The sequence below is a fragment of the Candidatus Liberimonas magnetica genome (genome assembly GCA_020523885.1).
GTDB classification, from domain to species: Bacteria; Elusimicrobiota; Endomicrobiia; order Endomicrobiales; family JAFGIL01; genus Liberimonas; species Liberimonas magnetica.
Map to the genome: position 1 here is coordinate 240,631 of JAJAPY010000002.1, position 13,411 is coordinate 254,041.

Sequence of the window (13,411 nt, forward strand, 5' to 3'; positions counted from 1 at the left end):
GGTTTTTCTGTAGAGTGGGGGGTAAATTGAATCTGTTTTTATAGATTCCCTCCATAATCGTACCCGCGAAAGGCCTTCAATTTATTGTGCCAGTATAATTACGCCGTTCACTACTTTTGAATCACTGCCTTTAGCTTCGATTTGATAAATGTATGTTCCCGGAGTTGCCAGTGAACCGGAATCCATCAGTCCGTCCCATCTTAAGGAATTCTTGTTGAATCCGCTTTTTAGTTTTGCGACGAATCTGCCCCTGAGGTCATAAATACTGCCGCTTACAGGGCTGTCCTTCGGGTTTTCGAACTGGAATTCCACGCAATCGTTCCTGTTATCTCCGTTAGGAGTAAAGATGGTAGGATATACTTTGTTAAGAGTAAAAGATTGAGCTTTCAATGCCTGTTTTACCATGTACTTGCCGAGGCGCGCAGTCCTGAAAGATAAAGCTCCGTTAAATGAATCTTTTCCGAGTTTTATCCATTCATTACCGTTATTCCAGTACAGAGAGAACTGGTTGTCATATAAAGACGCCAAGTTGCTGCTAATGTTGTTTTTAATAACATGGGATAAGACACTAGAAGAAGTAACGGAGGAAGAATCGCCGAACTGCCAGACGACACGTACTAAAGCCTCGTTGAAGCTCATGTAAGGCAATCTTTTCAGGTTTGATGCTTTAGCAGGATATATATCATAACTCTTTAAAATATTATAGTCGTCTAAATCGTTTGGTATTTCCTGCGACAATATAATTATATTGTCTTTTATAGGGTTATTTTCTTTATAAAGATCTTTGCTCACGCTTGACGGTATAGCAACTATCATCCGAGTATCGGTTGATACCGAGATGAGATTAAAATCATTGCTTGAGTCTTGTATCATGGAATCTGCGCTTTCGTTTCCGTCCTTATCTACACACGTGACCTTATAATAATATACGTTTGTATTCGGTATAGCCGGTGAAGATTCAACTGTGTTTGTCGGCAGAGTCAGCGAAGTGTCTGTCCAATTGTAGAGATGTAAGCCTGTATAGGAGACCGTGCCTACCATTTTCCAGTCCGTAAATATTTCGGTAGACCTGTATACCCTGAATGTACTTTGATCGTCGCAGATCGTATTATTTACATTGTTAACCGGTACATCCCAGGATATTGTCGGTTTATTATTTGCTACTGTTAAAAATATGCCCGAAGGCTGTAATGACTTGATCGTATCGAGTAATTTGGTTATAACAATAACTTTATTTGTTGCGCCTCTCAGGCTCCACTCGTCCCATGGATCATCCTTAACTTTGACTCTCCAGTAATAGGTTGCTGCATCTATCATCGAGATTTGCCAGAATTTATTTGCAGAGTTGGTTTCGCCGGATGTATAGTTTACTATTGAAAAATTTACATCGGTAGACAGCTCGACTAAAAAGCCTCTTTGAGTATGGGAGTCAGCGTCTGAGTAATCCCATTGAAAAGTCGGCTGAGCAGTTACTGTAGTAGAATTATTTAGAGGGAATGTTAGGATTGACAGTGGGAGGTTGTTGACGTTTGGCAAAAATCCGCTGTTGAGGTCATACGTAGAAACCACAGATGCGGATACAAATGAACCAAAAGACCCGTCATTTTCATAAACCCCGCTTGCAGTGGATGCATTTCCACCGGAATTAAGCATTCCAATCAAATCGTTATTCCCGTTTACTTGCCAGGTAAAGGAAATAGAAACGAAAAGAAAAAGTAAAGCTGTTAGAATAATTAATTCTTTAAAAAATTTGTTCATTTGCTCAACCTTTTCAAATGATACTTAAACTAAGCTTTTTACTTCAACTTCCAATAATATTATAATTAATAATTGTTTAGATTGCAATGCTTTTATATAATATATATTATTTTAATTAACAATATTCAATATACTATAATTATATTATTGAAAATTCAATATATTTTCTATAAATCTACAAGTAACATTATATTTTTAGTTCTAAAAATTATGTTAAATTATTGATAATTCCCTATAATTATATTTCTAATATTATAATATAGCTTATGCTTTCTAAGAACAAAAAAATCAAGCAAAAACATGAAAAAAATTGAAAAAGTTGCATAATTCAATTTTTTTTTGTATAATCAATTTTCATGCTTATTAAATTTTACTAAAAAATAAGGCTGGTGGAATGACAAAAAACATTATACTAATCTTCGGTTTGGTTCTGGTTTTGGTGAATGTTGTGTTTGCAGATAACTACAAGGTAAACAAGATTTCCGGGATCTATATTGAAGGCTTAATCAACATAAAAGAAAAGACAGTACTTAAAAAAATCAAATCAAAGACAGGCAAGCCCTATTCTGAAAGTAAAATAAAGGCTGATTTTCAAACTATGCTGGAGATGGAATATTTTGACAACGTAAGTGTTCTTGTAGATACTTCGACATGGAAAATAACTTTTAAAGTGAAAGAAAAGCCGTACATAAAGAGAATTAATTTTAAGGGTAATAAAAAAATATCACGCGGTTCATTGATGTCTGAAATAACTCTAAAGGAAAAAACCTACTACGAACTATTGAAATTACAGGAATCTAAAGATAAAATAATGGTGCTTTACGGCGATAAAGGCTATGCCGACTGCAAGATGGAGGTCTATCCGACCATTAATGAGAAAACTAATGAAATGACCCTCTCTTTTTTGATAAGTGAAGGGAACAGGATATTGATAGGCGGAGTTGAGATAACGGGGACCAAAGTTTATAAGGCAAAGAAGATCAAAGGGAAGATGGATAAAGTCAAGAAGAAAAAGGTTTTTAAAGAAGAAAATCTGAAAAATGACATTGATGCGATAAAAGAGTTTTACAAAAATAACGGTTATATACAGATTCAGGTTGATGAGCCGAAAATCACGTACAATAAAGAAAGAACTCAAATGTTCATTTCAATGAATATCAGCGAGGGGAAAAAATATAAAGTCGGAAATATTTCTTTTTCAGGCAATATCGTTTTTACCGATTCTCAAATTAAAAAAGATGTTACCTTGAAGCCTGGAAGCCTTTACCAGGAAGAAAAATTTAAAGAATCTCAGCAGGCTATCCTGGAGCTTTATTCAGATAAAGGTTATTTAAATTGCCAGGTTGTGCCGAAATTCACTCCGGATCAAGAAAAAGGCATAATGGACATACTCTTTGACATAAAGGAAAACAGTGTAATTTATGTAGGCAGGATTTATGTAGATGGATTAACAAATACAAAAGAATTTGTTATAAAAAGAGAGTTGGTTATAAGGGAAGGTGACGTATTCTCAGCTTCAAAGGTAAGAAGAAGTATAGAAAAGATCCATAATTTAGGTTTTATTGATGCTGTTGATCCTCAAATACTTCCGACCGATAAAAGAGATGTGATGGACCTGAGTTTAAATATTTCAGAAGGAAAACCCGGAATGCTTTCGGCAGGAGCGGGTTATTCTTCGGTCGATCAATTGGTCGGTACACTGCAGGTCCAGCATATAAATCTATTCGGAAGGGCAGAGAGGCTTAATTTAACCTGGGAATTTGGCGCCAGAAGGCAGAATTATGAGATAAATTGGACAGAGCCCTGGTTTTTGAACAAGCCCGTCAGCCTTGGTTTGGGTTTGTTTGATACAGAAGTAACAAGGGATTATGGTTCAATATTCAGTGCTTATAAAGAAGGACGAAAAGGCGGAACAATAAGTGTCGGGCCGCGTTTAAATGAATACTTAAGCTTGTTTTTTACATATACCTACGCGCATGTGAGCGTTTTTGATATAAACCTTGATACCCCTACACAAGCCTCAAGCAATGTTGTTCCTACTAGTGATGTAACATCCAGCATAGCCACTCAAATCGCCTGGGATACAAGGGACAATATTTTTGACCCTTCAAAAGGAGGGCGACAATCATTCTCTTTGCAGATAGCCGGAGGGCCCTTAGGGGGGAACATTAATTTTATAAAACCAGTTTTAAGAAATTCAGTATTTATACCGACATTCTGGAAATTCGTTTTATCGATAAATTCCACCCTTGGCATGATACAGAATTACGGGTCTTCATCCGACATACCTGTCTATGAAAGATTTTACATCGGAGGGGCAGATACGGTCAGGGGCTATGAATACAGGTCCGAGATCGGGCCTATACAGGGCGGAAAAATCGAGTATGTCTATAATGTAGAGTATAAGTTCCCTATAGTACAAGAAAAAAAACATTCTGTGATAGTCGGTGCAATATTTTTTGATGTCGGAGGCACCTGGAATAATCCAGGAGACCTTAACCTTGAGATAGGGAGCAATGAAAGGGATTCGGCAACAAATACAATTACGAAATTCAGGATGAAATCTGGTGCTGGCTTTGGGATAAGGTTTACGACTCCAGTATTTCCTTTAAGGCTTGACTGGGGATACGGGTTTAACCATGAACCCGGGGAGAGTATGAGCCAGTTTTATTTCTCGATAGGTAATATATTTTAGTTAAGGCAAAAGACAAAATCAGCAATTAACAAGGCAAATTAACAGCTTACTTATTTTAGCTTTTGATTTTATTTTGAAATGCTAACTGATAATTGCTAATTTTATAATGAAGAAGAGGTTAATATGTATAACATCCTAGTTATGTTAATTTTAACTTTTTACTTACCTGTGGCATCAAATGCGGTCGAAATCTCTCTTGATAAACAGCCAAGTACCATTTCTCAAGGAAAGGGCCAGGAAACAAGCATAGGATACGTAGATATCGATAAGGTTTTTTCAGAACACCCTATGACAAAACGCCTTAAAGATGAATTCTGTGTAACAGCTGATTCAAAGAAAAAAGAAATAAATACTCTGCAACTTGAAATCGGCAGGCTTGAGCAGATGATCATATCAAGTACCACCATACTAAACAGGACTAAAGATGAAATTGCGGTCTTAAAAAATGTATCCTCTAAAATCGACCAGAATGCTTTGCAACCGGCACAGACCTCCCAAATGAACCTGCAAGTATCGCAATCAACGCCCACATCAAAACCGGCTGTTAATCCGGCAGTAATAAGTGAAAAAGAAAAAGCGGTTTCCGACATTGAAAAAGGCCTTGAAATAATCAAGAAAACTGCCGAAACAAAAAAACTGGACATTGTAAAACTGGTCAATACTCAGAAAGAGTGCCTTACAAAACTTGAAGAAGACCAGACGAATAACGTTTTAGCTGACATCTACACTGTTCTTGGCAAAATCGCAGATGAAGAAGGGGTAACAATTATAGTTGATAAAAGCCAGATCTTATTTGGAAAAACGGCTAAGGATCTTACCGACAAAGTACTGGATAGGTTGAGAGGAAGATGACATGAAATTGACCGCAAAAGAAATAGCGGAAATTGTAGAAGGGGAACTTTTTGCACAACCTGAAATAGTAATTACAGGAGCTGCCAGTCTCTCAGAAGCCGGTAAAGACGATGTTTCATTTCTTGGAAATGAGAAATATTCCAAGCAGGTGGCATCCTCAAGAGCCGGGCTTATATTGTTGCCGAAGAAATATGATGTTTCTGATAAACCTGCGGTCAAAGTAAAAAATCCGCAGCTTGCGTTTGCAAAGATACTGGAGATAATAGAAAAAGAAAGAATAAAGCTGGGAAGAGTAGGGGTCCATCCCTCCTGCGTGGTCTCAAGAAGTGCAAAAATAGGTTTGGCTGCGCATATCGGCCCTTATTCTGTAATTGAAGATAATGCTGTAATAGGTGATAGGACGATAATTTACGCTCAATGCTATGTGGGTGAAAATACAAAGATAGGAGAGGAGTGCCTGATTTATCCTGGGGTAATCATAAGAGAAAACGTAGTAATCGGGAATAAGGTGATACTTAACCCAGGAGTGATAATTGGGGGCGACGGGTTCGGTTTTGTACCTGACGGAAATAGCCTTCATAAAATACCTCAGATAGGAACTGTTGATATCGGAGATAATGTAGAGATAGGAGCAAATACCACTGTTGACAGGGCTACTATCGGAAAAACATTCATTGGCAGAGGAACTAAAATCGACAACCAGATACAGATAGCTCACAATGTCCAAATTGGCGAGAACTGTATAATCGTTTCTTCCGCTTCGATAGCAGGTTCAGCCAGGATCGGGAACAATGTGACGATCGCAGGCCAGGCAGGCGTTGCCGGGCATATCAGTATCGGAGACGGAGCGATCATCGGCGGGCAATCCGGAGTAATAAGTGATATAAAATCCGGCGAGATAGTTTCAGGGCTTCCTGCCAGGGACCATAAGAAAAATCTGAAGATCCAGGCCTTAATACAAAAACTGCCCGAAATATATGAAAAAATAAAAAAGATGGAGAAGAAAGGATAGCAATCTATGGAAAAACAGAAAACTATCAGTAAAGAAATAACAATGGAAGGTATAGGCCTTCATACGGGGAATATCGCAAAAGCTGAATTTAAACCTTCGCCTCCCAATACCGGGATAAGGTTCAAACGCATTGATTTACCCGGCAGTCCCGAGATACATGCGACCTATCACCAAGTTCTTGGGGCTATAAGAGGTTCAACGATAGGCACCGAGACAGTGCGTGTGCATACAGTAGAACATATTCTGGCAGTGTGTTCAGGGCTTGGCATAGATAATATGGAGATATGCCTGACTAATAATGAGCCCCCTGTAATGGACGGAAGCGCAAAACCTTTTGTAGATATCATCGTTAAAGCGGGGCTCGTAGAACAGGATGCTCCAAGACAGTATTTTACTTTAACTGAACCTTATACCTACGAAGTCGATAAAGTCAAGATTACGGCATTTCCTTCGGATGAATTCAAGATAGATTGTACCGTAGTTTATAACCACCCTTATTTATCAGAACAGAAAGCTTCTGTTGTAGTCACTCCTGATTCTTTTATTAATATGATTGCGCCTGCCAGGACTTTTTGCTTTGATTATGAGATAGAAGCCTTAAAAAAGAAAGGCCTTGGAAAAGGCGGGGACCTGACCAACGCTATCGTAATAGGTTTAAATGATATTCATAACCCGGATAAAACCCTGCGTTTTAAAGATGAATTCGTCAGGCATAAGATATTGGACCTTATCGGAGACCTGTATTTGCTCGGCAAGCCTATAAAAGCTCATATAGTAGCCGTACGGCCCGGTCATAACCATAATATTAATTTCGCAAAAAAACTAGCCGAGCTGGAAGGCAAAAACGGCCTGGTACAAAAAGAAGATAAGGAGCCAAAAACTATGAGCAATGTTTCAGCACCTATAGGGACTATGATGGATATTAATATGATTCAGCAATTGATTCCCCATAGATATCCTTTCTTGATGATAGATAAGGTCATAATAAATGAGGAACTAAAACGGGCGACCGGATTTAAGTGTGTCAGCGGAAACGAAAGCTTTTTTCAAGGCCACTTTCCCGGTCAGCCTATAATGCCCGGTGTGTTGATAGTGGAATCTCTGGCGCAAACTGCATGCATTTTATTCATGTCCCGCCCGGACCTTAAAAATAAACTGGCGTTTTTTATGTCGATTGAAAACGCAAAGTTCAGAAAGCCCGTTTACCCGGGCGATGTTTTGGAACTGAGGATAGAGGTCTTAAGGGCCAGGGAACGCGGCGGGAAAATTCGCGGAGAAGCATTTGTAAATAATGGCCTTGTAGCCGAAGCGGAGTTCATGTTTGCAATCGTAGATAAAGAGGGCGTGAAATGATTCATAAAACAGCAATAATAGATTCAAATGCAAAGCTAGCAGATGATGTGGAAGTCGGGCCCTACGCTATAATAGGGGAAGGGACTGAGATTAAAGCTAAAAGCAAAATAGGTTCTCACGCAATAATAGAGTTTGCCGAAATCGGGGAAAACTGCATAATTCACAGCCATGCAGCAGTAGGTACGGCTCCCCAGGACCTTAAATATAAAGGCGAACCTACAAAACTTATTCTGGGAAATAATTGTACAGTCAGGGAATTTTGTACGCTTAATCGCGGTACTACCGCAAGCGGTAAAACCGTTATAGGAGAAAATTGCCTTTTCATGGCCTATACTCATATAGCACACGATTGTATCATCGGAAACGGCGTAATTACGGTAAATGCGGCAACGATCGGGGGACATGTAGAAATAGGCGACTTTGCTGTTATCAGTGCCCTGGTCGGCTTTCATCAATTCACCAGGGTCGGCAAGCTTGCCATGGTTGGCGGCGGGGCAAAAGTTTCCTTAGATATACTGCCATTTACCCAGGCACAGGGCGACAGGGCGAAATTAGTGGGCTTAAACCTGGTCGGCATGAAAAGACGCGGATTTACGGCTGAAATGATAGAAGAAATTAAAAATGCTTACAAGACCCTTTTTCTTTCTGGCCTTCCGATGGAAGAAGCTTTAGACCAGCTTGAAGCAAGTGACCCTAAAAAAGAAGTAAGGGAAATGATAGATTTTATACATAAATCCAAACGAGGCATTTGCCGTCCCGGAAGAAAAGAAAATACTGAGGAGATGTAAAGACCGTTGAAAAAGTCATCAACGGTCTTGATTACACAGATTAAAGGCAAAATCTCACACATGAAATCGGTGTAATCTGAAGTTTAATCTGTGTAATCAGTTAGCGGAACGAAATGGAGTCTAACTTATGAAAAAGTATATTTTATTGACCATTGTACTAATATTTATTGGCTGTACGGCAAGAAAGCCGGCAGACAATAAGCAGATAAAAAACAATGCTTACAAGTCTTTTAACAGCTTAGAGACCCAACAGAAATAAAAATTTAAGGGACTAAAATTGAAAAGAGTTGGCCTAATTGCAGGCAATGGACGTTTCCCATTTTTAGCAGCTGAAGAGATAAAAAAAGAAGGTAACGAAGTATTTGCGATAGCCTTGAAAGAAGAGACAGACCCTTCTTTGGAAAAGACCGTTGATAAAATAGTATGGCTACCTCTCGGAAAGCTGCAGGCAATGATAGATTTTTTTAAAAAAGAAAATATTGCCGAAGCATTGATGGCAGGTCAGGTAAAGCATGCCAAACTGTTCGATGCTTTAAAACTAGATCTGCGTGCAGTAAAACTTTTATCCGGCCTTAAAGATAAAAAGGCAGATACGATACTCGGCGCAGTATCGTATGAGTTTGAAAAAGAAGGCGTAAAGCTGCTTCCTTCCCATCAATTCCTGAAACATATGCTCCCCAAAAAAGGCCTTATTACCGGTAAAAAACCAAACAAAGAAGATCAAAGAGATATCGAGTTCGGGCATAACATCGCCAAACATATCGCCGGCCTGGATATAGGGCAAAGCGTTGTGGTAAAAGACCGCTGTGTCCTGGCAGTCGAATCTATTGAAGGCACGGATGAATGCATAAGGCGGGGAGCATCACTAGGAAAAGAAGATGTCGTAGTTGTGAAGGTAGCAAAACCTAACCAGGATTTTCGTTTTGACATACCTGTTATCGGCCCAAAAACGATAGAAGTTATGTCCGAGGTCAAAGCAAAAATAATTGCAATAGATTCAGAGATGACTCTTTTGATCGAAAAAGAAAAACTGATGAAACTGGCAAATGAAAATAATATAACTATCGTTGCGTTATAAGGAAAATCACTGTTGTTCGACGCATTTTGTCATTCCTGCGAAAGCAGGAACCCAGTTTTTAATATCGAAGATAAAACTTCTGGATACCAGCTTTCGCGGGTATGACACATAATTTCGATAATAATAAGGGAAAATTATGAACATAAAAACAGCTGTTCTAGGAGTTGGTTCACTGGGACAGCACCATGCAAGGGTCCTTGCCAACCATCCCAATTCCTTATTGACAGCTATCGTTGATGTCGATACAAAAAGAGGCGAAAAAATAGCAAAGCTATATAACGCACAAAGTCACTCCGATTATAAAAGCGTTATAGGCAAGATACAGGCGGCAGTTATTTCGGTACCTACTCCTTTTCATTTTAAAATAGCAAAAGAATTGATGGAAGCCGGGATTCATTGCCTTGTCGAAAAACCTTTTACTTCGACAGTAGAAGAAGCACAGGAGCTTATCTCCATATCGATTGAAAAAAAGCTTCTGCTTCAGGTAGGGCTTATTGAAAGGTTTAATCCTGCCGTGATAGCAGCCAGACCGTTCATCCACTCGCCAAAATTCATTGAAGTTAACAGGCTTGGGCCTTATGATCCTAGGACGAGTCATATAGGTGTTGTGCTGGATCTTATGATCCATGACCTGGATATATTGCTTGCTTTAATGAACGACAAAGTGGTTTCACTGGAAGCTTTCGGTGCAAAGGTCTTATCTGACCATGAAGATATCGTAAAGGCCCGTTTAAAATTTTCAAACGGCTGCATAGCCGACCTGTCTGCCAGCAGGGTATCTCTTGAAAAATACAGAAAAATAAGGGTTTTTCAGAACGACAGCTACATATCCGTCGATTATGCGAATAAAAGCCTGAAAGTATACCGCAAAAAGTCCGATGTGATAAAGAGTTTTAACGATATTGAAATAATTAAGCCGAAATTAAAGGATGAGGAAATGCTTTATAAGGAACTTGACCATTTCCTGACCTGTGTTATTGAAGGGAAAAAAACAATGGTGTCAGGTGAACACGGCAGGGATGCTCTGGAACTTGCCCATGAAATCTTAAAGAACATGAAGTTATAGTCAACCAATGAATAAAAACATATTTATTGTTTCCGGAGACGCCTCCGGTGACAAACATGCCGCAAACCTTGTGCGTTCGATAAAATCTCTGTCAAAGGATACTTATGTATCTTCTGTCGGCGGAGAAAACCTTAAAATTGTATCTGATCATTTCCTTGATGATATAGTCAGTTTCAGCGCTTTTGGTTTTTTACCGATAAGACAGTATTTTAAATTAAGAAAAATATTCAAAAAGATTACCCTGTACTGGAAAGAAAGAAAACCGGATAAAGTGATACTTGTCGATTATTACGGTTTTAATATACATATAGCTCGTGAGGCTTACAGGCAGCAAATTCCTGTTTATTATTACATCAGCCCACAGGTATGGGCTTCAAGGCCGGGAAGGGTGAAGAAACTCTCAAAGTTTGTAAATAAAATGCTTGTAATTCTTCCTTTTGAAGTAGATATCTACAAGAAAGCAGGCATGGATACGGCTTTTGTCGGGCATCCTCTCATAGATATGGTACCTGCCGTAGACTCTAACTCGTTTAAATCAGGGTATGAAAGACCGGTGATAGGGCTTTTCCCAGGCTCAAGGCAGCACATAGTCGACCGTCATTTAAAATTGCTTAAAGAAGTTAAAGATATTATTAATAAAGAGATACCTTCGGATTTTAAGATCTTCGGGTTGAGATCACTGGATTATAAAAATACTGATATACCGGTATTTTATGAAGATACCTATGATGAAAGAAAAAAACTTACTCTAGCTCTTAGCGTTTCGGGTACGGTAAGTTTGGAAAACGCTCTTTTAGGTGTGCCTATGATAGTTTTTTATAAACTTTCGCAATTGAATTATCTGATCGCCCGGATGGTCGCGAACGTAAAGTATATAACCATGGTAAATATCCTGGAAGAAAAAGAAGTAGTGCCTGAGTTCATTCAAAATGAAGCGACGCCTCAAAATATCGCAGGAGCTGCAATAAACCTGTTAAGGAACACAGAAAAATTGGACTATCTTAAGAAAAAATTGATATCTTTCAGGAGCCGCCTGGGCCAGAATTATGTAAGCATAAGGGCGGCAAAAATAATATTGGGGATCGTATGATACTAAAAAGGCTTATTGATTATTTAAAGCCTCACATGAACCGGTTCTTGTTATCTCTTTTTTGTATGGCTATTTTCTCGGCTATAACCGGCGCTACCATGTGGATAGTAAAAAACATGGTAGACAAGATATTTATAGCACGCGACACAAAGATGCTTTATATTTTAACGGCTATGATACCTGTAGCATTTTTCCTAAAAGGGATCGCAGGTTACGGACAGAACTACCTCATGTATTACATAACTCAAAACATAATCAAGACCTTGAGGAACGAGCTCTATGAAAAATTAATTACGCTGTCGCACAGTTTTTACGTAAAGAACTCTACTTCAAAACTGATGGCCCGCGTTACGAACGACGTACAGGTTTTATCGAATGCCTTGTTCCGGGTCCCGCCCAGCATAATAAGGGACGGCCTTACCGTGATCTTTATGATAGGCATTATATTTTATTTGAACTGGAGGTTTGCAACCCTGTCGCTCATAATATTTCCCGTGGCAAGCATACCTCTGTCGGGTTTTGCCCGAAAAATGAGGAACGCTTCAAGAGAAGGGCAGAAACAGATGGCTGAAGTATACGAATCCCTCCAGGAAACCCTTTCAGGAATAAATGTTATAAAAGCTTTTATAAAAGAAGATGATGAAATAAAACGCTTTCATAAAGAAAACGAGGATTTTTATCAGACCCAGCAGAAGTTTATTCGGGTAGACGCCCGTTCAAGCCCGATAATGGAATTTATAGGAGCGGTTGCCGTAGCCTTTGTCCTGTGGTTCGGCGGAATGGACGTCATAAACGGAGTTTGGACTCCGGGCTCGTTTTTCGCGTTCCTTACAGCTGCTTTTTCTATTTACCAGCCTTTAAAGAATTTTGCAAGCACTAATTCGCTGATACAACAGGCGATCGCAGGAGCGGAACGCATATTTGAGATACTGGACGAAAAACCGACTATAGTCGACAATGATGGAGCAGTAACCTTGCAGCCTTTTAAAGCTTCTATTGTATATGATAACGTGACTTTTCATTATCCTGAAAAAGAAAATGTGCTTTCAAAAATAAATCTTAGTATAAACCAGGGAGATATAATCGCAGTGGTCGGCCCGTCCGGGTCCGGAAAGACGACGCTTGCAAACCTTCTGCTTCGTTTTTATGATGTGGATGAGGGCAGGGTTTTAATTGACGATAAAGATATAAGGGATGTGACATTGCAGTCTTTGCGTACTCAAATCGGCATAGTGACCCAGGAAGTAATATTGTTTAATGAGACAGTAAATTTTAATATAGCTTACGGCAAGAAAGAGGCAGCTTTCGAAGAGATAGTTTCAGCAGCAAAAGCGGCAAACGCGCATAAATTTATAGAACAATTATCCCAGGGCTATAATTCTATGATAGGAGAACGGGGGGTAAGGCTTTCAGGAGGGGAAAAGCAGAGGCTTTCAATAGCAAGAGCCATATTAAAGAACCCGCCGATATTGATACTGGATGAAGCGACGAGTTCGCTCGATGCCGAATCCGAAAAACTCGTTCAGGAAGCGATCGAACGTTTGATGCAGCACCGGACGGTTTTTCTCATCGCGCACAGGCTTGCTACGGTAAAAAAGGCAAACAGGATCATTGTCCTGGATAAAGGAAAAATAGTCGAACAGGGAACGCACGAACAATTATTAGGCAACGAGGAGGGCATATACAAACGTTTACATTACCTGCAAATCTTGGATTAAT

At 39.3% G+C, this 13,411-nt stretch carries 10 protein-coding genes; 9 read left to right on the top strand and 1 reads right to left on the bottom strand.

Going from position 1 to position 13,411, the window contains the following annotated elements:
- Positions 1-81: 81 nt before the first annotated feature.
- Positions 82-1,758, bottom strand: a complete 1,677-nt coding sequence (locus LHV68_02520) for a gliding motility-associated C-terminal domain-containing protein (protein ID MCB4790740.1) — start codon at positions 1,756-1,758, stop codon at positions 82-84.
- A gap of 394 nt (positions 1,759-2,152) precedes the next feature.
- On the opposite strand from LHV68_02520, the gene bamA reads away from it, so the two are divergent.
- The 9 genes from bamA (at position 2,153) to LHV68_02565 (ending at position 13,410) form a co-directional block, all read left to right on the top strand.
- Positions 2,153-4,453, top strand: coding sequence for an outer membrane protein assembly factor BamA (gene bamA, locus LHV68_02525; protein ID MCB4790741.1), 2,301 nt, complete (start codon positions 2,153-2,155; stop codon positions 4,451-4,453).
- Between the two features lie 123 nt (positions 4,454-4,576).
- Entirely contained in the window at positions 4,577-5,305 is a 729-nt protein-coding gene (locus LHV68_02530; protein ID MCB4790742.1) for a hypothetical protein, read from the top strand.
- Position 5,306: 1 nt separating this feature from the next.
- Positions 5,307-6,317, top strand: coding sequence for a UDP-3-O-(3-hydroxymyristoyl)glucosamine N-acyltransferase (gene lpxD / locus LHV68_02535; protein ID MCB4790743.1), 1,011 nt, complete (start codon positions 5,307-5,309; stop codon positions 6,315-6,317).
- 6 nt (positions 6,318-6,323) lie between these two features.
- Entirely contained in the window at positions 6,324-7,670 is a 1,347-nt protein-coding gene (locus LHV68_02540; GenBank protein MCB4790744.1) for a bifunctional UDP-3-O-[3-hydroxymyristoyl] N-acetylglucosamine deacetylase/3-hydroxyacyl-ACP dehydratase, read from the top strand.
- On the top strand, positions 7,667-8,458 hold the full coding sequence (lpxA, locus tag LHV68_02545) for an acyl-ACP--UDP-N-acetylglucosamine O-acyltransferase (protein MCB4790745.1): 792 nt from the start codon (positions 7,667-7,669) through the stop codon (positions 8,456-8,458). The genes LHV68_02540 and lpxA overlap by 4 nt, the downstream gene beginning before the upstream one ends.
- A 277-nt stretch (positions 8,459-8,735) precedes the next feature.
- Positions 8,736-9,536, top strand: a complete 801-nt coding sequence (gene lpxI / locus LHV68_02550; GenBank protein ID MCB4790746.1) for a UDP-2,3-diacylglucosamine diphosphatase LpxI — start codon at positions 8,736-8,738, stop codon at positions 9,534-9,536.
- A 136-nt stretch (positions 9,537-9,672) separates the two neighbouring features.
- Complete coding sequence (locus tag LHV68_02555) at positions 9,673-10,602, top strand: Gfo/Idh/MocA family oxidoreductase (protein ID MCB4790747.1); 930 nt, start codon at positions 9,673-9,675, stop codon at positions 10,600-10,602.
- Between the two features lie 7 nt (positions 10,603-10,609).
- A complete protein-coding gene (gene lpxB, locus LHV68_02560) occupies positions 10,610-11,692 on the top strand; it encodes a lipid-A-disaccharide synthase (GenBank protein MCB4790748.1) in 1,083 nt (360 codons plus the stop codon).
- Complete coding sequence (locus tag LHV68_02565) at positions 11,689-13,410, top strand: ABC transporter ATP-binding protein/permease (GenBank protein MCB4790749.1); 1,722 nt, start codon at positions 11,689-11,691, stop codon at positions 13,408-13,410. Before lpxB ends, LHV68_02565 begins: the two co-directional genes overlap by 4 nt.
- Position 13,411 lies beyond the last annotated feature (1 nt).